Here is a 23,156-nt window from a genome sequence, read left to right as displayed (position 1 = left end):
ATAAAAGCTGGCGTTTCTAACAGCCAGCAAACCGATACACTTAAGACAACGTCCTAAGTAACGAGTCATTGGCAAAAATCAATAGTAGCAACGAATTACGCAGTTTTTAAACATAGAAAGGAGGCGTTACAGTTGAAAAATACCATTCAATCTCTACGAGAGTATCAAAATCAAGTAGATTTATCAGAACTAGAAAAATCTATTTATATCAGTATTGACCGATTAACAGTAATCTTTGATAGTGAAAACCAATCATTTAGACGAATATTTCGTGAATTACGAAAATCACTCGATAATATAATTCAAGAATTTAGTATTCAAGAAAATCTAAAAGAAGACTTTTTTACTCTATATAAAACAATAAACGAAGATAGTATAAATCTAATTTTCTTCCAACTTTCTGATTATGGTGGTTATCAAGTCATACGCCTAGACTTCAACCCAAACTCACTAAAAGAATTTGAGGGTTTACAAGTGTGGAGGCAGATTATGAATTACGCTCGATTAAATCGATTAGAAATTAGACTGTCACGATTAGACCTTGCTTTTGATATCTTTAATAGGCCAGAAATAGTTTTTTTACAACATATCAAAGGAGGGGTTAGTCATAAAATATTCTACGGTAGAGGGGGAAATATAGAAAGTAAATACTGGGGTGCAAGTGGTAGCAACGTTCAAGTACGTTTGTACGATAAGAATATAGAGGTACTAAGTCACAAAAGAGCTGATAAATTAGATATAGAAAACAAACCCTTTTGGTGGCGGTTAGAGTTCCAACTACGAACAAAGGCTATAAACGAGGAAACCATTTCAGAGATTTCTAAACGATTGGAGAATTTTAGCTTTTTTAGTCTTTCAAATGTTCCAGATGATAGCAAAGCATTTGCCTATATTTTTCTTCATGAACCAGCACTCTTACCCGAATTATTCCCCTACCTGAAACCTAACACTATTAGAGTGAAAAAGACCAGACTTAGAAAACACCTAAAAGCATTTGATAGTAGCTCATTTTCTTTAGAACTACAAGATGCACTTAAAGAACAAACCCCACGGTTAAATAATGAACTCAAACAATTAATAGGAGAATTCCTAGAACTTACTAGTAAAGGAGAAACTGACTTATGAACGATAAGCTAACTATGACAGTACAAGAAATTATGGACTTAGGTTTTTCAAAATGGACTGCTTATAATATTTTACGGCAAGCAAAACATATTATGGTTGAACGTGGATTCGATTTTTATAATAATAAAGGACTTGGAACAGTTCCAGTATCAGTTGTAGCAGAGATACTTGGATTGGAGGAACTACATGTCAAAAACTAGATATACCGGTGTTACGAAAGATGATAAGACTGGCAAATATACTTATTATTTTAAAGCTGGAGTTGACCTAGCTACTGGTAAACCTTATCAAGAACGTAGACGTGGTTTTCAAACCGCAAAAGAAGCCTTTGAAGCACGTACAAGAGCCTTGAATAAGATACAACAAAAAGGAGGAATTAAGCATACTCAATGGACTTTTAAGCAGTTTATGGAAGAAGTTTTTATGCCAAATTATTACGCTACAACAAGTCCGGATCTCGAACACAGACGTCAAGTTATATTCGATGAATTTATTCAATACTTTGGTAAGAAAAAACCTAGAGAAATTACTACTTATGATGTGATTAATTATAGAAACGGTTTATTAGAGAGATATTCAAATTCATATGCAAGAAACAAGATGACTTTGCTTAATCAAGTTTTGAAAACTGCAAAAAAATATGGGTTGATTTTTCATGAAATTCCCACAAGTAATATCAGTCCAATTCCAATCATAAAAAAACATATAGATTTTTGGACAAAAGACGAGTTCCAAAAAGTAATACAATCACTTGATAAAAAGAGTTATTTTGAGCACTTTGTTTATACACTTTTTTGGCTTTATTATTTTACAGGAATGCGTGTAAATGAGGCGACTGCTCTTTATTGGGAAGATGTAGATTTTGAAAAGAAAACTCTAGCAATCAATCACAACTTACAGTACATAAACCGTGAAAATTGGGTTAGGCGTAACAAACTAAAAACCGAAAGCTCCAGACGAACCATTGGCCTTGATGATAATACTCTAAACGTACTTAAAGAATGGAAAGAAAGACAAGCAAAAGTTGACAAGATACCATTCATTCTATCTCTTGATGGAAATCCATATCGTAAACGTAGTATTAGAGACCAGATTCTAAAATATTCTAAACGTGCAGGAGTTAAATACATTCAACCAAAAGGTTTAAGACACTCCCATGCGTCATTACTTATTAATGAATATAATGTAAATGCTCTATATATTCAAAGACGATTAGGTCATTCTGATGTCAAAACTACACTTAGCATTTATAGTCATTTATACCCAAACGCTGATTCCGAATTAACGGATAAACTCAATCTCATATCAAGTGATTTTATCGATTAATTCTCTTTGGCTACCAAATTAGCTACCAAAAGATAAAAAACTACCTCAAAAGCCTTATTTTAAAGGGCTTTTTTCCTTATTTTCCCACTATTTTCCTGAGAGTTGCTTTACGGCTTTGTATCTCATCTATAAAAGGAGTTTTTTCATGGTTAAACAATTGGAAACACGTTTTAAACGTATTGAAACAAAATATGTGGTCTCAAAGGACAATCTTGAAGACCTGCTCGCTGATCTCAAGGAGTATTTGGTAGAAGATGATTATCCGACATCTACCATTTCAAATATTTACTTTGATACGGATAATTTTGATGTCATCCAAGATGCCCTTGATGGTAATCATCGTCAAGAGAAGATCCGCATGCGTACCTACCTAGCCAATCCCAAAATTGATAGCAAGGTCTTTCTAGAGGTCAAAGCTAAAGATGAGGAGGGAATCGGTCATAAGTTTCGTCTCGTTTCAACACCCCTTGCCATCACTAACTTGATGACAGACGGTAAGAATCATAGCCAAATCACCGATCGTCAGCTGTTACAGGATATTCACCACTTACGTCAGCGTTATGATGAAGGTCTCAAACCACGTATGTATATCTACTACGACCGTTTTTCAATGAAAGAAAAAGAGACTATCCAAGGCTATGCCTACAATAAAGTTCGTGTGACCCTAGACCAAAATCTGACTTACCGTGATGAAGACGTCAGTCTCTTTAAGGGCAATTATGGGTTTCCCCTTCTTGATGAAGATACGATTATCATGGAAATCAAGGCACCTGGCCAAAAGCCAGACTGGCTTCAAGCTATCTTAGACAAACATGGTTTGGAAGAGCAGAAATTCTCAAAATACAGCTGTGCCTATCATAAGTCTCAAGGTCTAGATTACGGGCCACATCCAGTCCAAGAAAAAGGAGCTGCCGCCTATGTCTAATCTCTTCAATTCTATCTTTAATGATGCAACCGCAACTGCAAGTCCCCTTCAACTCATGCTGGCCTTACTGGTCAGCCTTGTTTTAGGCTTGGCCCTAACCTGGACTTATAAATACCGAACCCTCTACACCCGAGAATTTGCCATCAGTTTGACCTTGCTGCCATGCTTGATGACCCTAGTAATCTTCCTTGTTAACGGTAGTTTGGGGACCTCTATTGCCGTTGCAGGGACCTTTAGTCTCATTCGTTTTCGTTCGGCTACCAGTGGTTCCAGAGAACTAATCGCCGTCTTTATGGCCATGATTATTGGTCTGGCATCTGGGACAGGCTATCTCTTACTAGCCGTCCTCTTCACCGCCTTTCTTTTGGCTGTCTGGCTCCTTTTGGAAAATCGTCAAAGTCGTACCGACAACCAACGTCGTAGACTCCTGACCATTAACGTCTCACATCAGGACATGATTGATCAAAAAATCACTAAAACCTTGCTCAATTTCACCAGTGAATGCGACCTGATTTCCCTTAACACAACAGGTGGGGGCGAAAGCATGCAACTGGTCTACGAAGTGGATTTGAATCCCAAAGTGGATGACTTCCAATTGACTAACCACCTTATCTCAAGTATTGAAAATTGTGATCTTGCCCTAACCAAAAAAGCTAAAAAGAAAAAGAATTTGTAAAGCAAAAAGACATCTCCGACTGATTTTCGGAGATGTTTTTGTATATTACAAATGATTTCTCAAAGAGAAATGAATGACTTAAGCATTATTTGAATCTTTTTTCAATACAATCACTTCAGGTCTTTTTTTAGTCTCAATCGCTTGATATAATCCTCAATAATCCGTTACTTCTTTTCGGTCATGGACATTGCTTTGTTTGCCTTGACGTGCTTTAAGTACGGCTTCAACGTCTTCAGGGCTGACCCCTGTTTCAACGAGCATGACTGCTAGGTGATAGAGGACGTCTGCTGTCTCGTTGGCAATTTCTTCTTTATCAGCATTTTTGGCCCCAATCACAACTTCGGTCGCTTCTTCGCCAACCTTTTTAAGAATCTTGTCTAGACCCTTGTCAAAAAGGTAATTGGTATAAGACCCTTCTTTAGGATTTTTTTTACGATCTAGGGCTTCTTTATAAAGTGTTTCTAACATAACTACTCCTATCTGTCTTGATTGTCATCATATATATCCGTAAAGAAACAGCTGTAAGCTCCTGTATGACAGGCTGCTCCTTCTTGTTCCACAGCGATAAGCAAGGTGTCCTGATCGCAATCTGTCTTGATGCTTTTGACATGCTGAAAATGACCAGATGTGGCTCCCTTATGCCAAAGCTCATTTCTAGAACGGCTCCAGTAATGCATTTGTTTGGTCTCTAGGGTCAACTGATAGGACACCTCATTCATATAGGCCAACATGAGCACCTGCCCCGTCTTGTAATCGGTCACAATGACTGGTACAAGTCCCCCTTGTTTATCAAAATCAAGTTTAACCTCTGTCATCGTCTCACCTCAATTCCTGCATTTGCCAAGACTTGTTTGGTTTCGCCTATATTTACCTCACCAAAGTGGAAGATAGAGGCTGCCAGTGCACCAGTCGCTGTTGTCTTTTCAAAGACCTCTACAATGTCCTCAATATTTCCCGCACCACCAGAAGCGATAATCGGAACATCAACGACTTCCGCCACACGATTTAGCATTTCCAAATCAAAACCAGACTTAGTGCCGTCCTTGTCCATGCTGGTTAAGAGAATTTCTCCAGCCCCCAAGGCGACGACTTCTTGAGCCCATTGGATGAGGTCCCTACCTGTATCCTTACGGCCACCTGCCACAAAGACATGCCAGCTCCCATCAGCCATCTTTTTGGCATCAATCGCAGCCACTACACACTGGTTGCCAAATTTTTGAGCACAATCAGCGATTAGTTGCGGGTTGGCAAGGGCTGAGGAATTGACCGCAACCTTGTCAGCACCGGCTTTGAGCATCTTGTTCATGTCTTCAACTGAACGGATACCTCCACCAACTGTGAAGGGAATAAAGACCTGATCGGCAACGCGTCGCACCATGTCAACCGTTGTTTCACGATTGTCTGAAGTCGCTGTGATATCTAGGAAAACGAGTTCGTCACAGCCAGCCTCATAGTAAGCACGTGCAGAATCAACAGGGTCTCCAACGTCTGTCAAATTCACAAAATTAACTCCCTTGACAACACGACCATCCTTGACATCCAAACAAGGAATAATACGTTTTTTAAGCATCTTAACCTCCGAAAGACTTGAGTTGGTCTAATGTGATATTGCCGTTATAGTAGGCTTTACCGACAATGGTTCCTGACACACCAATCTCTTGTAGGTGATCTAAGTCGGCTACTTCTGCAATCCCACCGGAAGCGATGACTTTGGCGGTTGTGAGTTCAGATACCAAACGTTTGTAGTGATCAAGATTGGGTCCTGTCAGTGTGCCATCTCGATCAACATCAGTATAGACAAAGAGGGTTACGCCCATCTTTTCCATTTCCTTGGCCAAGGTAATAAAGTCCACATTGCTGGTTTCCAACCAGCCTTCAGTAGCGACAAACCCTGCCTTGGCATCAATACCTACGACAATTTTATCAGCACCAAATTCCTCTAAAGCTGCTCGAACGAAGTCAGGTTTTTTAACCGCCATTGAACCGATAATGATACGGTCGATGCCAACTGCCAAATAGTCTCGAATCTGCTCCAAGGTACGGATACCGCCACCAACTTCGATGCCAAGTCCAGAAACCTTCTTGACCTCTGCAATCAAGTCACGGTTAGTGGCACGACCATCAAGGGCACCGTCCAAGTCCACGACGTGAATAAATTGAATGCCCGCATCCTTAAAGGTCTTTGCCTGCTCAATAACATCAGGATTGACAACGGTTTGTTGGTTGAAATCTCCTTTGAAGAGGCGAACAGCCTGGCCATCCTTAATATCAATTGCTGGTAGAATTTGCATCTCCCCTACCATCCTTTCTAAGTGAAAAAAACTTTGCTCTCACTAGCTTCTAGGCTTTGCATAAACCTACAAATTGTTCAATAATACCTAAACCAATATCACCTGATTTTTCGGGATGAAATTGAGCTCCATAAACATTGTCTTTATGAATCATGGCTGGCACCTCGATACTATAATCTGCGGTAACATCAATATATTGGCTAGGGACATCCGTGAAATAACTGTGAACGAAGTAGACAGCTTGGCCGTCTAAACCATCTGTCAAAGGGCTGGCTTGCTTAACAGCCAAATCATTCCACCCCATATGTGGGACAGGTTGCTCCTTGCTGGCTGGAATAGCACGGCAAACACCTGGAATAAAACCAAGACCATTTGTTTCCTCATGTTCCAGTCCTTTTTCCGTTAAAATTTGCATGCCTAAGCAGATTCCTAAAAGTGGAACTCCCTGTGCGACGGCCTCTTTGATAACAGCTACCAAGCCTCTTCGCTCAAGCTCTGCCATGGCTGTTGGATAAGCACCCACACCAGGTAAAATCAACCCATCTGCAGCTAGGATTTTTTCTTTATCGGCAGACAATTCTGCAGTCACACCGATCTTTTCAAGGGCACGCAAAACATTGGCGGTATTCCCCGCATCGTAATCAATGACGATAATCATAGCATCCCCTTTGTTGAGTTTACACCATGAATATCAGGATTAACTGTGATAGCCTCGCGCAAGGCACGTCCTGTTGCCTTGAAGAGACTTTCTGACTTGTGGTGATTGTTTTTTCCGTGGAGAATCTTGAGGTGGAGATTCATTTGAACATTAAAGGCCAAGGCTTGGAAAAATTCTTCTACCAATTCTGTGTCAAAATTACCCAATTTTGGATTATCAAAACTAGCATCAAAGACCAAGTAGCTACGTCCAGACAAGTCTAAACTTGCCATTCCAAGGGTTTCATCCATAGGTACAAAAGCCGTTCCATAACGATTGATACCTGCTTTATCGCCCAAGGCCTCTTTAAGAGCTTGGCCAAGGACAATACCGACATCTTCAACGGTGTGGTGACTATCAACCCAAAGGTCGCCATCAGCCTTCACCACCAAAGACATACGGCCGTGACGGGCAAACAAGGTCAACATGTGGTCAAAAAATCCGACACCTGTTTGAATATCTACTGGTTCTTGAGCATCCAAATTGAGGCTTAACTTAATTTTGGTTTCAAAGGTATTACGTTCAATTTCTGCTTGTCTCATAACTTCTTCCTCTACTCTCTCAATTATTGTCGTTTCTGACTTCAATAGCCTTAGCGTGGGCCTGCAAACCTTCCGCGTAAGCCAAGGTTGTGATATCGTGTTGAGCCTTATTGACTGCTGCTTTGTCATACTGCGTATATTGGATACGTTTGACAAAATCGTGCACACCTAAAGCTGATGAAAATCGGCTGGTTGCTGTCGTCGGAAGAACGTGATTGGCACCAGCATAGTAGTCACCAATTGGTTCACTGGTAAAGTGACCAAGAAAGACGGAACCCGCATTTTCCACTTTTTCTAGATAATCATAGGCCTTGTCCATAGCAATTTCCAAATGTTCTGGCGCAACCAAGTTCATGAGTTCAAACATAGCATCTGTATCATTGGCTATAATAATTCGACCGTTATTTTCGATAGATGGACGAGCAATCGCCTCACGTGGCAAAAGCTTAAGTTGACCTTCAATCTCACTTTCAACTGCATCAGCAAAGGCTCGAGAATCTGTTACCAAAATGGCGCGTGCACGTGTATCGTGCTCTGCTTGAGACAAGAGATCGGCTGCCACATAGGTTGGATTAGCGCTACTATCAGCAATAACACCGATTTCTGATGGTCCTGCAATCATATCAATACCGACAATACCGTAAACTTGCTTCTTAGCAGTCGCCACGAAAATATTTCCGGGACCTGTAATCTTGTCAACCTTTGGAATCGTTTCTGTACCAAAAGCCAAGGCCGCAACCCCTTGAGCCCCACCGACTTGATAAATGCTATCCACACCAGCCAATTTTGCGGCTACTAGAATTGCAGGAACAAAGTGTTCTTGTGGCGGCGTAATCATAATAATCTCTTTAACCCCAGCAATTTTAGCCGGGATGACATTCATAAGAACTGATGATGGATAAGCCGCAGTTTCTCCAGGCACATAAACACCTACACGATTGATGGGACGAATCAATTGACCACGAATAACACCCTCACTTGGTTGGTCCTCAAAACCAGCCTCCAACTGATGCTTGTGGTAAGATTCAATGTTTTCTTTAGCATTAACTAGGGCTTGGTAAACCTCTGGATCAATCTCTTTAAAGGCTTGATCAATCAAGTCCTGTCCTACTTCAAAATCAGTCAAGTCAACCTTATCAAATTTAGCAGAGTAATCACGAAGGGCCTCGTCTCCTCGTTTTTTGACATCCTCAATAATGGCTTGAACCGTGCTTTCAACATCTCTATTTTCTTTTGAAAGTTCCAATTGCTCCTGATAAAGAAGCTCAGCAATTTCTTTATTTGTTCCAGTTAATCGTTTCATTCGAACGGTACCTCCTCGTTCCCTACAAGTGATTCAATCTTACGAATGAATGGCAGAACTTCCTTGTTATTTTTCAAAGAAGCCTTATTAACAATCATTCGTGCTGAAATCCGGCAAATATCTTCATAAACTTTTAAGCCATTGGCAACAAGAGTATTCCCTGTTTCCACAATATCAACAATGGCATCCGCTAGACCAATGACGGGGGCAATCTCAACACTCCCTTGAATCGAAATGATTTCAACATCCTCACCTTTTTGATTAAAATAATCCGTCGCAATGGTTGGATACTTGGTCGCAATACGTTTTCGCTTATGGTCATTAGGATTATAGTCCTCTGTTGATGCTACGGAGAATTTACAAAGGCCAAAATTAAGGTCTAACATTTCCAAATAGCCTGTCGGATGTTCAACTAGAACATCCTTACCGACAATCCCAATATCTGCGACACCATGTCGGACATAGGTGGTCACATCTGGAGCTTTGACCAAGAGAAAACGGAAACGGTTATCAGGACTCTCGAAAATCAAATTACGTCCCTTATCGGCCATGAAAGACATATCAAAGCCAGCTTTTTCCAGTAATTTAACCGTATCTTTCTCAATACGTCCCTTGGTCAAGGCAATTGTGATTTGATTGCTAGTCATCCAAGTCACCTCCAAATTCCACATCGTCATGTACTGCTTGATAAACTGAGTCGATATCAATGGCCCAGCCAACCGCTGTTAACTCGGTAGCTCCAAAGCGTTCAAAGAGTTTATCGTAACGGCCACCTGATACAAAGGCATCTGGTACCTTGTCACCGAAGACCTTAAACATCATGCCAGTGTAGTAAGGCACTGCTGGCAATTGAGCCAAATCAAGCGTCGTCTCTGGGAGACTATCTGATAAACGATTAGTTAAAACTTCCAAACTATCCAAAGCCGTCAAAAAGGCTTCACTGTCTGTTAACTGTCTAGCCTTGGTCAAGACAGCATTTGTCTCACCAAACAAGAAGGGTAACTGCTCCAAAACCATGTCATATTGACTTGGATTTTCTTTGGTAAACTCCTTAAGACCGGTGATCGATTTATCACGGATATAGGCCGCCAACTCTGCTTCTTTTACAGCTGGAAGGTTTAATTCTTCAAAAATGAGTTGTAGGAGGCGGGCATGTGAAAATTCAAACTTGTAATTTTTGACCCCTGCAGCATCTAGAGCCTCTTTAGCAGAAGCTATTGCTTCTTCCAATGCCTGATGAACTGGAAAACCAATGATTTCCACACCAGCCTGCGTATGCTCATTGGACAAGCCACGCATTTCCTCATTGTAGTTAAAGACTTTTCCAGAGTAAGAAAATTTAATCGGTGTATGAACTTGAGTCGAAGCAATCACACGCCCAATTTGGCTAGTAATATCAGGACGTAAACTAACAAGATCTCCATTTTTGTCAAAGAAATTATAGTTTCCATTGTCCACAACATCACTAAAGACTTCGAAATGCTCTAAGGTTGGTGTCTCAATCCGAAGAAAGCCCTTTGTCATCAACAAGTCACAGATACGGTGTTCAATCTGATACATGGTACGGGCACGTTTGAAAAGTTTATCGTGCATTCCTAAGGCTAATGTCGTTTTTTTCATGCTTGTAACTCCTGTATTGTCATTAATACGCGCTCCATCTCATCCTGCGTCCCAATAGAAATGCGTAGTCTGTCTGAAATACGCTCCACTTTTGGAAAATAACGGACATAAATTTTCTTACTTTGGAGATAGTCAAACAATTGGCCTGCCGTCACTCCGTGCGGTTTAACCAAAACAAAATTGGTTTTTGAAGGCAGCACATCAAAGCCAATAGCTTGCAATTCTTGACTAAACCAGTCACGTGTATCCATAATCTTAGCGCAGATATCCTCATAATAATCCCAAGACTGAACGGCTGCAGTCGCCAAGACTTCTGCGATGCTATCCACATTATAGGGATTGACCGAATTTTTGACGGCATTGATCACAGCCATTAGCTTTGGACTTCCGATGCCATAGCCAACACGCAAACCTGCAAGTGAGGCGTCCTTAGAAAAGGTCCTGGTGATAAATACATTTTCATACTTTTCTAAGAGAGGTAAGGCAGTCTCCCCACCAAAGTTAATATAGGCTTCGTCAATAATCACAACTACTGACTGATTGGCCTTTACAATCTCTTCAATTTGATCGAGAGGTTTATAAATACCTGTTGGCGCATTTGGATTAGTAAGGACAATCCCACCATTTTCAACCAGATAATCTTGAGTATCAATCTCAAATGAAGTACTCAGAGGCACTTCTCTAAAAGGGATATGGTACAAATCTGCCCAAACCTTGTAAAAGCCATAGGTCAAATCTGGAAACAAGACTTCTTCCTCGCTGTTAAAGAAAGCTAGAAATGCCATTGACAAGATATCGTCTGACCCATTTCCAATAATCACTTGATCAGCAGGAACACCTAACTGTTCAGATAAGGCTTGACGCAAAGCCGCTTGATCCAAAGTCGAATACTTGCGTAACTGATGGGCATCAAAGGATGCTAAAGCTTGATGGACCGCTGGACTTGGTCCATAGGCATTTTCATTAGTATTCAACTTAATGATATTTTTCTCAGCAGGCTGACTACCCGCCACATAGGGTTCAATCTTTCGTAATCCTTTGATTTCCATAGTTTATCCTTTCTGTTCAACTCCGACCAAGTGTACGGCTAGCTACAAATACTAAAAGCAAGGGTAACAAAAAACGCCCTCGCAAAAACAACTTTTGCAAGGACGTTGGCACGTGGTTCCACCTTAATTCGAACAGGGGTCACCCCCTCTTCCTCATGAAGTCACAAGGTCTCTCTTGTAACTCCTAGTCTCTAACGGAACCACCCGTCGTACACTACTGTCATCCAGAGTTCGCATACGCTCTCAAGAATGTGTCGTCTTTGATCTCATGCGTTCTCAGCTTCCCGCATTCTCTGTGAAACGATCTGACTTTTTCTATCAACGATTTCGATTTTAGTTTATTTTACCTGAAAATTCAGAACAAAGCAAGTCTTTTTTGTATATTTTTATAAAAAGTTGAAAATCATGTATATTTAATAGCAGAAACAAGCCTTTTAAGACTTTTCTTAGGTGATGACGGACGCGGGTGAAATGATTCGGTGGGTGATTCTAGCTATCAAAAAAGTTCCATGCCTAAGTTTTGAACCTCATGTCTCAAAAATCCCTAGCGCCGGAAACACGATAGATTAAGGCACTTACATCACTATAGACAGTCTCGTTCTATCTAAATTCCTATCACAAAAAAATCAAGCTCAGTTATTTTTTATGAAAATGTCTTTAAGCAAATTCCTCATTTAAAATAATTTCTTCATTTTATGGTTTGTATATTTATCCTAAATATTTTTTCAAAGCAAGACAAAAAGCCTGAAGCAAAGCTCCAAGCTCTTATTGTTAAGCCAATTTTCTAGGTCTGATAAATCCTGTCATAATACTCAAACAAAGTAGGCCCGCAGCAACATACCAATAAGGCATATCCACGCTAGTTGTACGGCCTGAAACCTCAACGATTCCCTTAACCATACAGGCACTAGCTACAACTGCAATAGATGAATTAAAGAGAAGTTTTGAAAGACGTGTTTTCACCCAAGACATTCCCAACCCTGTTAGTAGATAGATGAGAGCCCCAGCTAGTGGTGCAAAAAACATCATACGCATAAACATGGACGATTCCCCATAAGAAAATCGCTCATAGACAAAGGTAAAGACTAGACTAAAGATAGTTAGACCGATATAAGTGAAAAAGTGTCTGCTGGCTGATTTTTTAGTAACCGACGTAAACAATATCGCTCACCGCCCTTTCTGAGATTTTATTTCCGTTTGTGGTTGGCTTGTTAATGACTTGACCATTGAAATACATGGTAGATGAGCCACCCCCATCAAGGTTGTAGGCTGTCGTCACGCCATAAGATTTCATCAATTCTGCCATTTCATAGAGGGTCAAGCCTGATGACTCACTGGTACGTCCATCCGAGACAATAACAATATAGTGCACACTGCCATCACTCTCTTCGATGACTCCGATAGCTGTACGTGGATTGTCGGCCATGGCCTGACCAACCTCTTCATTTTCCGAAACAGCTACCTTACCATTTTCAACCAAGGTTGGACCAAAAGCAAAGGTATTCACCACACCTGAATCGACCAATTTTTGAGCCGTTGTATCGCTCTCCTTAAAGGTCTTGAAGCTACCATCTGAGTATACTGCAAGGTCCTCGTAGTCACTGTTTCGATCAGTATCACGATAGACTTGACCATTTTTAATCACATAGCCCGACTGATTAGCCCCGTAATAGTCACCATTGATGGCAAAGATTGCATTATTTTGCTGGGCAATACTTGAAGTAGTGTCGGTGATGTTGGTCCCATAGGTATTTTGTGCCAAAGCCGTTTTAAGGTAATCTGCACTTGAAAGCTGGATATCGGCCACATAGTAAGTGGTATCACTGGTTTTACCTGTCGTGATTTTGATATCCATATTGTCATCTTTATAAGTCGTATCCGTCTTAGTCACCTTACCAGTGCTAGTAGATGCCGTCGACGAAGCTGTGGTTGAGCTAGTCGTATTGGCCGAAACCGTTGAGACCGCTGAAGGAATGACAAAGACCTTTAAGAGAGAGTAAACATTTGCTCCCATCAGAAAAAGGGTAAAGAGTAAGGCATAGGCATGCCTTTTTAGAAATTTCATAGAAGACCTCCAATTTTGAAAGATAAGATAGAAACCATAAGTTCCTTTTGCTTGACATTAGCATAACAAGCAAAGCTTAAAATCTTCTATAATTCCCACAACTACGCCTTTTCTTTAAGCTTCCCTTAAGAAAAAAGCAGAAGAGTAACTCCTGCTAGTTGGTCTCACTTGTAGTAGTGCCTTGAATCTTTGGAATGCTTGAGTTAACTCCATCAGAAGTTTCTTTTAAATCCTCTAACTTTCTATTCCAAATAGTTACCTGATTGACAAGGAGTTGATCTGACATTTTGGCATAAGAAAGTTTAAGAGAGGTCGTTTCTGTCTGTGTACTTTTCTGAGCCTTATCGCTGACATCAGACACATAAACAACTTGATAAGTAACCTCTGTCAGGGCTTCATTGTCTTCTGTATTGACATAGATTTGAGCAGTTTCGAAGTGATAATCCAACATATAATCCTTATAGACTTGGTTGATGGATTCTTCTTGACGAGCGACTTCTTCCTTATAAGCAGAATCTGTCATATAGGGCTTAATACGGTTGTTGTTCTCTCCCAGCTTTTCCTTGGTAAAGTACTGCGTAAGAAATTCTTTGACCAGCTCATCAGAAATAACACTCGCCTTTTCCTTTTCTTTCTCTTTGGTCAATAAATGATGAGCTTCAGACTGGATTTATTTCTGCGTGTGATTAGTCACAGACTGAGAACCAATGGTGTAACCCATCACAACAATAAAGCTGGTCACAGCTAGACCACCTAAACCAATCAAGAGCCGAGCTTTCATTTTACTCAACATGGATAATACTATCTCCTTCTTCATAAGATAGCACCATCATAACAAAATGGACTTGGAAAAGTTATCACAAAAAAAGATTTAGCATAATTTAAAACTAAATCCCTTTCTTTTATATAATTTTTTCTGAAGAAGCATGTCGTAAAAATATCAGGGACAAAACAAATAAATTCAACCCATATATGAAATATAACGACCAATAAGTTTGAACGTTTAAGAATTGTAGTATGGTTAGAATCATAACACTAGCAAGATTTATTAAAATAGATGTATGCAAAACAAATTTTTCATTTCCAAAGCTTTGTAGTAACATTTTAGAACTTTCGTAAATGGGAGATAGCCCCATAGCTAAAAATGTATACAAAGTAATAGGTACAATATTTGTTGTGATTTCATCAGAAAGAAAGTGAGATAGAATATTTGATGATAACACAACAGGACAAGCAAGTAACATACTAGCAATATATGAATTTTTAAATATAGTTTTCAAAAATTCTTTGACATGTCCCATTTTCTCTGCTTCCGGCAAATAGACGGAAACTGTTGTCGAATATACAAAAGAAGGAACACGAATAATTGAAAGTAGCTGACTAATAACAGCATAAATCGTAAGTATCTCCAAACCCAGTCTTGCCATAAATGCATCAAACACTATAATAAATAACACACTTTCTAGAACCTCTTGACCAACTAATGGGATACCAAATTTTACTAACTCTAATTTCGTTGTAGACTTCACAAATAGAGACTTCCAAATCATTGGATAAACCATGAATAAATAGCTACAAGAAACAAAACACAAAGATATAATCGTTGATATAGCAGCTCCTCTAATTCCTAATAGTGGTACCAATACATAGTTCAATAATACATCTAATACTGAGCTTGCCAATCCGATCCACATAATTGGTCTTGTTTCCTTTTGAACTCTCAATAGATTAGTAAGTGAAAAATTTAATAGTGTCAAAATTATATAGGGGGACGTAATAACTAAATAATTTGTTGCTAATGCTAATAAACTACCTCTAAATCCATAAAGTCCACTCAACATAGTTTCTCCGTAAAAAATTACAAAAAAAGCAAATGCTGTGCCAATAATCAAATTTATGATTAAATTTGATTTCAACAAATCGTTAAACCTGCTGTATTGTCGGTTAGAATAAGCCTTAGAACTTTTAATATTAAAAGACAGACTAAAGGCCCCTAAAAGACCACCAAAAGCAAATAGCATATTCTGAATAATAGATATTCCCGATAAAATTATTGATGAGTTATTCACAGCAAAATGTAAAGCCAGCTGTCCAATAATAATTTGACCAATGTTAGTCAAAACTAGTGGCCCTGCAAATCTGTTCACTTCTTTTGAATCTATCATTATTGCTCCCTAAAAGGTATTAACTGTAAATATATATCAGACTTAACTAAATTTGCATAAATAATATGTAAAATTGGTGTTTCTTCTAAGAAAGATATGATTGCTTGCTTACACTCTGCCGCAGATACATCATAGTTTTGCTGTAACAGTTCTACAATATTATCCAATGAAAAATTTTTGGAAATACAATAAAGTATTTCTGCACCTATTTCATCAAACGAATAATACTCTAAATCAAGTCTATCGTATCCTATATACTCATTTTCTACTTTATTTACAATGAAATCCCTCTTACCTTTTATAACGAAATGTTCTTTCATACGACTTCCACATCTCCTTTTTGTTCATAAAAGCAAGCTAAATCAGAACCCAATAAAGTTCCATCCAATTCCAGAGCACTGCATCGGCATCCTCCACCACACCATGGTAATGGACATTCCGCACATTTGCCGGAAATATCATCAAATGTAATTGATCTTAGTTTATTAAATACAATCGAATTGTGCCAAATTTCACTAAACTTTTGTTTTTTTACATTTCCAGCAACTAACTCATCTATCCCGTTCATCAAATCACAGCCATATACATCTCCCTTGTGATTGATTGAACAGGCTCTGACACCGGCTTGACACGATATCTCCCTTTGCTTATCAAAATTTATATCTACTTTTTGGTGCCAAACACTTTCTAACAGATCCAATCTATTATAAAACGCAAGCGGAAAATAATGTGTCCAAAAAACATCACTTTCATTTGGTGGAACAATTTTAAACTTAACTTTAAATTCTCCCCTAGAAAGTCGCTCAGTTAAATCAAGAAAAACTGGATACCAGTTTTTCTTATCCGCCAAAATACTACCATCATTAGCTCTACCAGTCGGACAGATAACCATTACTGACATATACTCTATACCAAGCATATCATTCAATCTTACAGTATTTATCAAATCATTGACATTATGCTTACCTAAGGTAAATAATGTTGATACAGGTAAGTTATATCGTTGTAAATTTTTAATTCCCTCAATAGCTTTCTTAAAACTTCCTTTTCCTCGTTGACTATCGTGTACACTAGATTTACTACCATCTATTGTTACACAAATTCTGTCTAAATTCAGTTTTGATAACTCTCTAGCAATAGAATCTGTGATTAAGTTTCCATTCGTATTCAAAACCTTAGCAAATCTATATTGATTAAAAGCTTTCAAAATGTCAAGGATGTCTTCACGCATAAAAGGTTCTCCACCAGTCACACCTACTCTTGGAACACCCATCAAATCAAGCTCTCTAAAAACAGAATCCAACTTTTCTACGCTCATTTCTCCTTTTTTACTTGCAAAAGGACCAGCTTCTGCAGAACAATAGGAACAATTTAAGTTACACCGATTGGTTACACAAACATCTACTAATAATGGATATGGTGAATAATCTCTCATATATTTTCCCTCCTAAAAACATATAGGCCAACAAATGTTGACCTACAGTTGCTTTCTTAATGCTTACCCCAACTGTTAACTTTAGTTGTCTTAGGAGCATTAAACTCTTTTTTAGGTGACATAGGTCTTTCCTCCTTAATTTGATAAATCTATTATATCTTTTTGAAATAAGTGTCGAAATTTTTCCCATATCTGCGTATTACCTATTACTTGCTAAAATTTTTTCTAGATGTCCTTCATAAGTTTTTGCTAGATGGTTACTTCCTGCTAGTTTCATTGCTCCAATACACTTTTTCATTTCAATAATAGCTTTATGGTCTCCCTCTTTTTTATACTGATATAGATGTTGTGCATACTGGAAAACGAGGCGTTCATAGACTTCTGTTTCAATGAAGAAACATTGATTTAATTGTTTTTCAAAATACAAAGCATCTATGAACTTTCCTCTTTCAACACATGTGATATAACCATTTAATAACATAGTTGAAATCAACCGTCTATTATTAGGAATCTCTTTATAAAAATCAGAACGTCTTGACATCTCTCTGGCTAAAACCATAAAAACATCGTGTTTTAGAACATCTAAGGTATTTGCAAAAATCAGTAATTCATAATAACCCCAGTATTCCACACCAAAAAGATAGTCTGTTAATTCAATTAAATCTTGTTCTGAATAATAGTCTTCGCCAGACAAATCTTGCAAGCGTATTTTTAATAAAATAGTATTAATGTGATAAAATTTCTCTCTCTTAGTCTTTGACTCCATTTGAGAATAAAGTAGTTTTTTCAATCCTTCAATATCATGATTAGATACAAAATGGCGTACCTTTGACAAGATTTCGTTAAGTTCATCACGGTGAAAATCATGAACGGCATACATAAATTCATCAATTGGCATGTTAATCTCATCCAAGATGAGCATAAATTTTGAAATGGTTAAATCAGTCTCCCCTTTCTCAAAGCGAGAGAGCTGAGACGTTGATATACCAGCCTTAGCAACATCTTTTAATCGTAAACCTCTTGATTCTCGAAAAGTTTTAAAAATTTCTCCAAAATTTTTCACTTCAATCCCTCCATCACGCATATATGGGAATAATTTTTCTTTGACATCATAATAGCATACAATTAAGAAAAACAAAAGAGAGGATTTACACATGAAAAAACAACAACTATTATCATTTCTACTCCTTCTATTTGAAGGAATTCTTGTAATTGTTGTAGGCTAATTATTTGTCTACAACAAGTAACCATCGTTCTTTTTCACCCCAACAAGTCAAAACCACCCGTGAGAATGATATGATACCTCTTAAGTAGACAAGGTAAATACCTAAAATCTACTTAAGAGGTATTTTTATGTCTAGAAGAGAAAGATTCACCCCATACGAGAAAGAACAAGCTTGTCTCAATTATATTAATGATAATCGTTCCAAATCTGAGATATATAACTGTCTCCATATTTCCACAAGAACGATTCAAGATTGGGCCGCCATCTATAAAAAATATGGGATTTTAGGATTCACAAAGAAAACAAAAAAACGTTCCTATTCAAAAGAATTTAAAATGGAACTTGTAGAAAAATGTATTAGTGGTGAGGCTTCATCTATTGATTTCGCCCAACCGTATCAACATGATACTTACAATTCCATGTAGTATGTGCTAAACTATTATTATCCTGTCTCATCAGGGGTCCTCCTTTTGTATATTAGTTAGTGGTCGGGAAACCTTATCTAATATAACACTTTAGGGGGACTTTTTTGATACATCGCTAAAAGCTTTTCGGAACCACTAGCATAGCTAGTGGTTTTCGTAAGACAAAAAGACAGCCTCAACTGAAGCCATCTTCGCTATATAATCATATCTTCAGTAATGTCAAATTCTCTCAAGAGCTCCTGAATCGTATCAAAGTTCAGACGGAAATGCTCTAATTTATGACCATCAGACCCTATAGAATACTTGCGACATCCCAAATCCTTAACAAGGCCTAGAGCATAACGGTAGAGGTCTTCGTGATGATAAAGATACATGCTCTTTGCATTCAGCTCAAAAGCCAAATCATTAGCAATCATTTTCTGGAAAATACGTTTGAGTTGTTCTTCATAGACTTTTAGCTCATCAACAGTCACATCAAACAGGCGGAAACCATAGTCAAAGTGGGCCAGAACATCTGCGTCCACACGACCAATAGCGTACTCCAACTTGTCCAGATACTCTTGAATAATGCTTGCCTTGTCCATATCCGCTACCTCATCATCAAGATAATCATTGACCCCATTATGGTGAACAGATAAAAGTTTGAGATCATAGTCCTTACCATCCAGAAAGTCTAAAATATCCCTTTCCCTAGGTTGGTAATAACCAATCTCGATACCACGTTTAATACGATTACCATACTTACGGTTAAGACTTTCAATCTCACGACTATAGGCCTCATACTCGGGCACATCATCCTGTTTGGTATAAGGATTAGAGAGATCATAATGCTCAGTCGTTACAATCTCCCCATCAAAATGCGTCAAATAATCAGTAAAGTTCGCATCCGAATCATAGGAATGATGGGTATGCAAATGGTTATCACGAATAGACATAACTACTCCTTATTTTTCAAATACATTGTAAGTTGCTTATGGGCCAACCAAGTCAAGCTCACCATGATTCCCTCATAAATAATAAAGAAAATCACAAAGCACTGAAGAAAGTACTCTTCTGGCAAAACATTGATAATCGGGTCCAAGATTGGATTAAAGAGCCAACTGCTATCCCCAGGAAAGAGGGCTTCATGAAAGAGCGTAAAAAACTCATCAAATCCGAGAAAAAGCCCCACAACCCCAATAAGGACTGGCAAGAGTGCTAGACTCATATAAAGTTTAACGTAAAGACCAAAGGTCCCTTTCTTCACATTACGCCAAAGAGAAGTTACTGCTGGATAAGCTAGTAGAATAACAAGCCCCTGAACCAAATGAAAGAGCCACTTCACATCATGGAAATGCTTAAGCCCACTCTCCGATGATGGAAAATCAGGCATGGACAGATGACCAACCCAAGGAAAGGTCAGGTACTGCATGAGGATATTGAAATTATGCCAGAGCTCTGTCTTGCCAAGAATGACATAGTCCAAAAGATGCATCCAATCAATATCAAAATAATAAAAGCCCCATGCCAGATAAATCGTCACTAGGATAGACAGGGCCAAGAGCCAAATCGGAGTCAGAACAGCCTCAATTTTAGTTCGCATCAAAATCCCACTCCGCTAGACTAGAAAGCACATGGTCTGGTTTTACTGGTAAATCCGAAACTTCTTCCGCCTTGGTAAATCCAGTTGTTACAAGAAGTGTTGGAAAGTCATTTTTTATGCCAGCTGTAATATCAGTCAAGTAATTGTCACCAACCACGATAGTTTGGCTACGTTCTGTCCCAAGGATTTCAAGAGCCTTGTTCATGATAATAGCTTTAGGCTTACCAATAATGATTGGTTTCACACGGGTAGCCGCCTCGATAAGAGCTAAGAGGGAACCAGCACCTGGAAGAAGACCACGTTCAGTTGGGATATTCAAATCTGGGTTAGTTCCAATAAATATAGCCCCTTTGTGGATAGCAAGCGTTGCTTTAACCAACATTTCGTAAGTGACTTCACGGTCCAATCCAACAACAACATAGGCAGGATTTTTCTCATCTACCGTATACCCCGCTTCTGCAATTGCAGATTTAAGTCCAGTCTCCCCGATAACATAAACCGTCTTGCCACGATTCATATCGTTCATATAGTCAACTGTCGCCAAGGTTGCTGTGTAAATAGTTTCAAGAGGCGTTTCCAACTCGCATTGATTACGCAAAAGTTCTTGCACCATCTCTGGTGTACGCATACTGTTATTAGTTACAAAAAGATAAGGAATCTGGCGCTTCTGCAATTTCTTAACAAAAGCCTCCCCTTCAGGAATACGGTCCTTACCCTTGTAAATGGTTCCATCTAAATCAATCAAATAACCCTTATATGTCATCTTACTCGTCTCCTATTTCCTTCCATTGGATGATGGCATGAGCATGAATATTGCCATCAACACAAATCTGATGTTGACTACTCAGACTCTCTTGGTCAAACTCATAACCAGAATATATTTCCGACCCATGATGAATCTCTTTCACATACTTAAGATCAATGTGGGCTGGCGTGTACTTGGTCAAAAAGTTCAAATCGAAAACATCCAACATCCACTCCAAATACTTACTATTGTTAACGTGACCATTCATGTCTAAGTCAAAATAGCGCACACGGTATAAGGTATCAACGGGATTTTCCAAAACCTTGTAGCGAGGACCACGAAGCAACTTTTTAGTTTTTTCAGCTTCATAAGGTGCCACCAACTCGTCTGGAACCTCAGCTACCTTACGTGTCTCATAATCCATGAGGGCAAAAGTAGTCTTAAAGAGCATGATTTGCTGACCAGCTTCATCAGTGATGTAAAAATTACGGTAACAGAAAATCTTATTATAGGAAATAGCTTCCGTTGTAATGGTCACCTTTTCATTGTAGCGAGGCAGGCGGTCAATCTCAATCGCATAGTCTGTCACAATCCAAACCAGACCATATTGATCAAAAACTGCGTCGTCCGCATTCCCAAGAGACTCAGACTGCATGGCTGATACTTGCAAGGAAAATGCCAACAAATGTGGTAATTTCACCTGATGCGTGATATCCGTCTCATAAAACGGAATCTGATAAGGAATACTAAACTTTAATCCCATCTAATCCTCCAATATAAATTGCTCAGCGACATTATCTCCCAGAAAGAGGCCCCGTTTGGTCATACGAATCACATCTGGATCCTTAACCAAAAGCCCATCTGCTTGTAGTTTTTCCACAATGTCCCCATAAGTATCTGCAAATGATAAGCCAAACTTCTCTTCAAACCGTTTGATAGACACGCCTGATTTTTTCCGTAAGCCAAGGAAGAATTCCTCCTCCATCATCTCCGCCTTAGTCAGATGCTCCTCGTGAAGTCTAGCATGCCCATCCTCTGCTATAGCCTTTAGGTAATGCTGGATAGGACCACGATTACGGTAACGAACACCATTGACATAACCAGAGGCCCCAGCACCCACACCATAGTACTCATCATTATTCCAGTACATGAGATTGTGACGACTCTCCATCCCAGGTTTGGTAAAATTGGAAATCTCATAATGCTCAAAACCATTTTTTTCCAACTCTTGAATAATATAGTCAAACATCTCTGCTTCCAAGTCTTCAGTTGGCAAATTGAGCTTACCCCGACGCATCTTATTCATAAAGACCGTGTGATGTTCCAAGATCAAACTGTAGAGACTTAGGTGTGGAATATCCAGTTCTATAGCCTTTCTCACATTTTCCTTAACCTGATCCATGGTTTGACCAGGTAGGGCATAAATGAGGTCAATGGAAATATTATGAAAACCAGCAGCCTTCAAACTATCAATACTTTCATAAATTTGTGCTTGATTGTGACTGCGACCAATTTGACGCAAGTGCTTGTCATCAAAAGTCTGAACCCCTAAAGACACTCGATTAACAGCAGATTTTTTGAGTACTTCAATCTTATCAACCGTCAAATCCCCAGGATTGGCCTCAATAGTAAATTCCTCCAACTTAGACAAATCCAAGTTCTTCTGAAGATTGCTTAAAAGATAGTCCAATTGCTCGGCAGAAATAGCTGTCGGTGTCCCACCACCAATGTAAAGGGTGCGAAGTTCCTTGATATCTAAAAGCTCCCACTCACGAATCAAAGCCCGTAGGTAGTCATCAACGGGCTGATTTTTAATAAATACCTTGGAAAAGTCACAATAATAACAAATTTGTGTGCAAAATGGAATATGCACATAGGCTGACGTTGGTTTTGTTTGCATGTAACTATTCTACCATTTTTTAAGCAGAAATGAGACCTTGAAAAAGAAGAGTTTGACGCA

28 protein-coding genes and 1 pseudogene are annotated in these 23,156 nt (G+C 38.9%); 6 read left to right on the top strand and 23 right to left on the bottom strand.

The genetic code is table 11. The features are described from left to right. The first annotated feature begins 132 nt into the window (after positions 1 to 132). The 5 genes from HMPREF0848_RS02360 (at position 133) to HMPREF0848_RS02340 (ending at position 4,052) form a co-directional block, all read left to right on the top strand. Positions 133 to 1,125 (top strand): replication initiation protein, encoded by a 993-nt coding sequence (locus HMPREF0848_RS02360; RefSeq protein WP_008534370.1) that lies wholly within the window; start codon positions 133 to 135, stop codon positions 1,123 to 1,125. Continuing rightward, on the top strand, positions 1,122 to 1,325 hold the full coding sequence (locus HMPREF0848_RS02355) for a DUF3173 family protein (protein ID WP_000998327.1): 204 nt from the start codon (positions 1,122 to 1,124) through the stop codon (positions 1,323 to 1,325). The genes HMPREF0848_RS02360 and HMPREF0848_RS02355 overlap by 4 nt, the downstream gene beginning before the upstream one ends. Beyond that, on the top strand, positions 1,312 to 2,451 hold the full coding sequence (locus tag HMPREF0848_RS02350; protein ID WP_002273085.1) for a tyrosine-type recombinase/integrase: 1,140 nt from the start codon (positions 1,312 to 1,314) through the stop codon (positions 2,449 to 2,451). Before HMPREF0848_RS02355 ends, HMPREF0848_RS02350 begins: the two co-directional genes overlap by 14 nt. 145 nt (positions 2,452 to 2,596) lie before the next feature. Continuing rightward, a complete protein-coding gene (locus HMPREF0848_RS02345; protein ID WP_008534364.1) occupies positions 2,597 to 3,376 on the top strand; it encodes a polyphosphate polymerase domain-containing protein in 780 nt (259 codons plus the stop codon). Next, positions 3,369 to 4,052 (top strand): DUF4956 domain-containing protein, encoded by a 684-nt coding sequence (locus tag HMPREF0848_RS02340; protein WP_037608801.1) that lies wholly within the window; start codon positions 3,369 to 3,371, stop codon positions 4,050 to 4,052. Before HMPREF0848_RS02345 ends, HMPREF0848_RS02340 begins: the two co-directional genes overlap by 8 nt. Before the next feature lie 153 nt (positions 4,053 to 4,205). Here HMPREF0848_RS02340 and hisE read toward each other — a convergent pair whose 3' ends face one another. The 18 genes and pseudogenes from hisE to HMPREF0848_RS02255 form a co-directional block, all read right to left on the bottom strand. After that, on the bottom strand, positions 4,206 to 4,520 hold the full coding sequence (gene hisE, locus HMPREF0848_RS02335) for a phosphoribosyl-ATP diphosphatase (RefSeq protein WP_002884043.1): 315 nt from the start codon (positions 4,518 to 4,520) through the stop codon (positions 4,206 to 4,208). A gap of 8 nt (positions 4,521 to 4,528) precedes the next feature. Next, positions 4,529 to 4,867, bottom strand: a complete 339-nt coding sequence (gene hisI / locus HMPREF0848_RS02330; protein ID WP_008534361.1) for a phosphoribosyl-AMP cyclohydrolase — start codon at positions 4,865 to 4,867, stop codon at positions 4,529 to 4,531. Beyond that, complete coding sequence (hisF, locus tag HMPREF0848_RS02325) at positions 4,864 to 5,622, bottom strand: imidazole glycerol phosphate synthase subunit HisF (protein WP_002890735.1); 759 nt, start codon at positions 5,620 to 5,622, stop codon at positions 4,864 to 4,866. The genes hisI and hisF overlap by 4 nt, the downstream gene beginning before the upstream one ends. 1 nt (position 5,623) lies before the next feature. Then, complete coding sequence (gene hisA, locus HMPREF0848_RS02320; protein ID WP_008534359.1) at positions 5,624 to 6,343, bottom strand: 1-(5-phosphoribosyl)-5-[(5-phosphoribosylamino)methylideneamino]imidazole-4-carboxamide isomerase; 720 nt, start codon at positions 6,341 to 6,343, stop codon at positions 5,624 to 5,626. A 49-nt stretch (positions 6,344 to 6,392) separates the two neighbouring features. Continuing rightward, on the bottom strand, positions 6,393 to 7,001 hold the full coding sequence (hisH, locus tag HMPREF0848_RS02315; RefSeq protein ID WP_008534358.1) for an imidazole glycerol phosphate synthase subunit HisH: 609 nt from the start codon (positions 6,999 to 7,001) through the stop codon (positions 6,393 to 6,395). After that, on the bottom strand, positions 6,998 to 7,582 hold the full coding sequence (gene hisB, locus HMPREF0848_RS02310) for an imidazoleglycerol-phosphate dehydratase HisB (RefSeq protein WP_008534357.1): 585 nt from the start codon (positions 7,580 to 7,582) through the stop codon (positions 6,998 to 7,000). The genes hisH and hisB overlap by 4 nt, the downstream gene beginning before the upstream one ends. A gap of 19 nt (positions 7,583 to 7,601) precedes the next feature. Next, positions 7,602 to 8,885 carry a histidinol dehydrogenase gene (hisD, locus tag HMPREF0848_RS02305; protein ID WP_008534356.1) on the bottom strand — a complete coding sequence of 428 codons (1,284 nt, stop codon included), beginning with the start codon at positions 8,883 to 8,885 and terminating at the stop codon, positions 7,602 to 7,604. Then, complete coding sequence (gene hisG, locus HMPREF0848_RS02300; protein ID WP_008534355.1) at positions 8,882 to 9,532, bottom strand: ATP phosphoribosyltransferase; 651 nt, start codon at positions 9,530 to 9,532, stop codon at positions 8,882 to 8,884. The genes hisD and hisG overlap by 4 nt, the downstream gene beginning before the upstream one ends. Then, entirely contained in the window at positions 9,525 to 10,505 is a 981-nt protein-coding gene (locus HMPREF0848_RS02295; RefSeq protein ID WP_008534354.1) for an ATP phosphoribosyltransferase regulatory subunit, read from the bottom strand. The genes hisG and HMPREF0848_RS02295 overlap by 8 nt, the downstream gene beginning before the upstream one ends. After that, positions 10,502 to 11,554 carry a histidinol-phosphate transaminase gene (hisC, locus tag HMPREF0848_RS02290; RefSeq protein WP_004182683.1) on the bottom strand — a complete coding sequence of 351 codons (1,053 nt, stop codon included), beginning with the start codon at positions 11,552 to 11,554 and terminating at the stop codon, positions 10,502 to 10,504. The genes HMPREF0848_RS02295 and hisC overlap by 4 nt, the downstream gene beginning before the upstream one ends. 771 nt (positions 11,555 to 12,325) lie before the next feature. Beyond that, on the bottom strand, positions 12,326 to 12,715 hold the full coding sequence (locus HMPREF0848_RS02285; RefSeq protein WP_008534352.1) for a hypothetical protein: 390 nt from the start codon (positions 12,713 to 12,715) through the stop codon (positions 12,326 to 12,328). Further along, positions 12,696 to 13,619 (bottom strand): phosphodiester glycosidase family protein, encoded by a 924-nt coding sequence (locus HMPREF0848_RS02280; protein WP_008534351.1) that lies wholly within the window; start codon positions 13,617 to 13,619, stop codon positions 12,696 to 12,698. The genes HMPREF0848_RS02285 and HMPREF0848_RS02280 overlap by 20 nt, the downstream gene beginning before the upstream one ends. Before the next feature lie 154 nt (positions 13,620 to 13,773). Next, positions 13,774 to 14,412: pseudogene (locus tag HMPREF0848_RS02275) on the bottom strand (peptidylprolyl isomerase). A 109-nt stretch (positions 14,413 to 14,521) separates the two neighbouring features. Further along, entirely contained in the window at positions 14,522 to 15,784 is a 1,263-nt protein-coding gene (locus HMPREF0848_RS02270; RefSeq protein WP_008534349.1) for an MATE family efflux transporter, read from the bottom strand. Continuing rightward, positions 15,784 to 16,104 carry a PqqD family peptide maturation chaperone WgkC gene (gene wgkC / locus HMPREF0848_RS02265; RefSeq protein ID WP_008534348.1) on the bottom strand — a complete coding sequence of 107 codons (321 nt, stop codon included), beginning with the start codon at positions 16,102 to 16,104 and terminating at the stop codon, positions 15,784 to 15,786. Before wgkC ends, HMPREF0848_RS02270 begins: the two co-directional genes overlap by 1 nt. After that, a complete protein-coding gene (gene wgkB, locus HMPREF0848_RS02260) occupies positions 16,101 to 17,219 on the bottom strand; it encodes a radical SAM/SPASM peptide maturase WgkB (RefSeq protein WP_008534347.1) in 1,119 nt (372 codons plus the stop codon). Before wgkB ends, wgkC begins: the two co-directional genes overlap by 4 nt. 56 nt (positions 17,220 to 17,275) lie before the next feature. Then, positions 17,276 to 17,341 (bottom strand): tryglysin family RiPP peptide, encoded by a 66-nt coding sequence (gene wgkA / locus HMPREF0848_RS10975; RefSeq protein WP_428835785.1) that lies wholly within the window; start codon positions 17,339 to 17,341, stop codon positions 17,276 to 17,278. A 77-nt stretch (positions 17,342 to 17,418) separates the two neighbouring features. Beyond that, the gene (locus HMPREF0848_RS02255) at positions 17,419 to 18,282 is read right to left on the bottom strand and encodes a helix-turn-helix domain-containing protein (RefSeq protein WP_037609114.1); all 864 of its coding nucleotides are present in this window, start codon (positions 18,280 to 18,282) and stop codon (positions 17,419 to 17,421) included. Positions 18,283 to 18,572: 290 nt separating this feature from the next. Here HMPREF0848_RS02255 and HMPREF0848_RS02250 point away from each other — a divergent pair, with 290 nt between their 5' ends. Then, positions 18,573 to 18,869, top strand: a complete 297-nt coding sequence (locus HMPREF0848_RS02250; protein WP_008534345.1) for a transposase — start codon at positions 18,573 to 18,575, stop codon at positions 18,867 to 18,869. Positions 18,870 to 19,063: 194 nt separating this feature from the next. Here the strand turns inward: HMPREF0848_RS02250 and HMPREF0848_RS02245 are convergent, their stop codons facing one another. From HMPREF0848_RS02245 to hemW, 5 genes are read right to left on the bottom strand one after another with little or no spacing between them, the layout of a single operon-like run. After that, positions 19,064 to 19,798 (bottom strand): PHP domain-containing protein, encoded by a 735-nt coding sequence (locus HMPREF0848_RS02245; RefSeq protein WP_037609112.1) that lies wholly within the window; start codon positions 19,796 to 19,798, stop codon positions 19,064 to 19,066. Between the two features lie 8 nt (positions 19,799 to 19,806). Continuing rightward, a complete protein-coding gene (locus HMPREF0848_RS02240) occupies positions 19,807 to 20,451 on the bottom strand; it encodes a TIGR01906 family membrane protein (RefSeq protein ID WP_008534343.1) in 645 nt (214 codons plus the stop codon). Beyond that, entirely contained in the window at positions 20,441 to 21,214 is a 774-nt protein-coding gene (locus tag HMPREF0848_RS02235; protein ID WP_008534341.1) for a TIGR01457 family HAD-type hydrolase, read from the bottom strand. The genes HMPREF0848_RS02240 and HMPREF0848_RS02235 overlap by 11 nt, the downstream gene beginning before the upstream one ends. Position 21,215: 1 nt before the next feature. Continuing rightward, positions 21,216 to 21,959: an acyl-ACP thioesterase domain-containing protein gene (locus HMPREF0848_RS02230; protein WP_008534340.1), complete on the bottom strand. Its 744-nt coding sequence runs from the start codon at positions 21,957 to 21,959 to the stop codon at positions 21,216 to 21,218. Next, positions 21,960 to 23,096, bottom strand: coding sequence for a radical SAM family heme chaperone HemW (hemW, locus tag HMPREF0848_RS02225; RefSeq protein WP_008534339.1), 1,137 nt, complete (start codon positions 23,094 to 23,096; stop codon positions 21,960 to 21,962). Positions 23,097 to 23,156 lie beyond the last annotated feature (60 nt).

This window comes from Streptococcus sp. C150 (assembly GCF_000187445.1).
GTDB classification, from domain to species: Bacteria; Bacillota; Bacilli; order Lactobacillales; family Streptococcaceae; genus Streptococcus; species Streptococcus raffinosi.
This window is presented reverse-complemented; position numbering and strand designations above follow the sequence as displayed.

Bases quoted from the DNA above. Each gene is read 5' to 3' on its own strand.
- hisG (WP_008534355.1), bottom strand. From the start codon at position 9,532: ATGACTAGCAATCAAATCACAATTGCCTTGACCAAGGGACGTATTGAG.
- hisE (WP_002884043.1), bottom strand. From the start codon at position 4,520: ATGTTAGAAACACTTTATAAAGAAGCCCTAGATCGTAAAAAAAATCCT.
- hemW (WP_008534339.1), bottom strand. From the start codon at position 23,096: ATGCAAACAAAACCAACGTCAGCCTATGTGCATATTCCATTTTGCACA.
- hisD (WP_008534356.1), bottom strand. From the start codon at position 8,885: ATGAAACGATTAACTGGAACAAATAAAGAAATTGCTGAGCTTCTTTAT.
- hisF (WP_002890735.1), bottom strand. From the start codon at position 5,622: ATGCTTAAAAAACGTATTATTCCTTGTTTGGATGTCAAGGATGGTCGT.
- HMPREF0848_RS02250 (WP_008534345.1), top strand. From the start codon at position 18,573: ATGTCTAGAAGAGAAAGATTCACCCCATACGAGAAAGAACAAGCTTGT.
- HMPREF0848_RS02345 (WP_008534364.1), top strand. From the start codon at position 2,597: ATGGTTAAACAATTGGAAACACGTTTTAAACGTATTGAAACAAAATAT.
- HMPREF0848_RS02240 (WP_008534343.1), bottom strand. From the start codon at position 20,451: ATGCGAACTAAAATTGAGGCTGTTCTGACTCCGATTTGGCTCTTGGCC.
- hisH (WP_008534358.1), bottom strand. From the start codon at position 7,001: ATGATTATCGTCATTGATTACGATGCGGGGAATACCGCCAATGTTTTG.
- hisB (WP_008534357.1), bottom strand. From the start codon at position 7,582: ATGAGACAAGCAGAAATTGAACGTAATACCTTTGAAACCAAAATTAAG.
- hisC (WP_004182683.1), bottom strand. From the start codon at position 11,554: ATGGAAATCAAAGGATTACGAAAGATTGAACCCTATGTGGCGGGTAGT.
- HMPREF0848_RS02340 (WP_037608801.1), top strand. From the start codon at position 3,369: ATGTCTAATCTCTTCAATTCTATCTTTAATGATGCAACCGCAACTGCA.
- hisI (WP_008534361.1), bottom strand. From the start codon at position 4,867: ATGACAGAGGTTAAACTTGATTTTGATAAACAAGGGGGACTTGTACCA.
- wgkB (WP_008534347.1), bottom strand. From the start codon at position 17,219: ATGAGAGATTATTCACCATATCCATTATTAGTAGATGTTTGTGTAACC.
- HMPREF0848_RS02230 (WP_008534340.1), bottom strand. From the start codon at position 21,959: ATGGGATTAAAGTTTAGTATTCCTTATCAGATTCCGTTTTATGAGACG.
- hisA (WP_008534359.1), bottom strand. From the start codon at position 6,343: ATGCAAATTCTACCAGCAATTGATATTAAGGATGGCCAGGCTGTTCGC.
- HMPREF0848_RS02280 (WP_008534351.1), bottom strand. From the start codon at position 13,619: ATGAAATTTCTAAAAAGGCATGCCTATGCCTTACTCTTTACCCTTTTT.
- HMPREF0848_RS02235 (WP_008534341.1), bottom strand. From the start codon at position 21,214: ATGACATATAAGGGTTATTTGATTGATTTAGATGGAACCATTTACAAG.
- HMPREF0848_RS02295 (WP_008534354.1), bottom strand. From the start codon at position 10,505: ATGAAAAAAACGACATTAGCCTTAGGAATGCACGATAAACTTTTCAAA.
- wgkC (WP_008534348.1), bottom strand. From the start codon at position 16,104: ATGAAAGAACATTTCGTTATAAAAGGTAAGAGGGATTTCATTGTAAAT.
- HMPREF0848_RS02270 (WP_008534349.1), bottom strand. From the start codon at position 15,784: ATGATAGATTCAAAAGAAGTGAACAGATTTGCAGGGCCACTAGTTTTG.
- HMPREF0848_RS02355 (WP_000998327.1), top strand. From the start codon at position 1,122: ATGAACGATAAGCTAACTATGACAGTACAAGAAATTATGGACTTAGGT.
- HMPREF0848_RS02350 (WP_002273085.1), top strand. From the start codon at position 1,312: ATGTCAAAAACTAGATATACCGGTGTTACGAAAGATGATAAGACTGGC.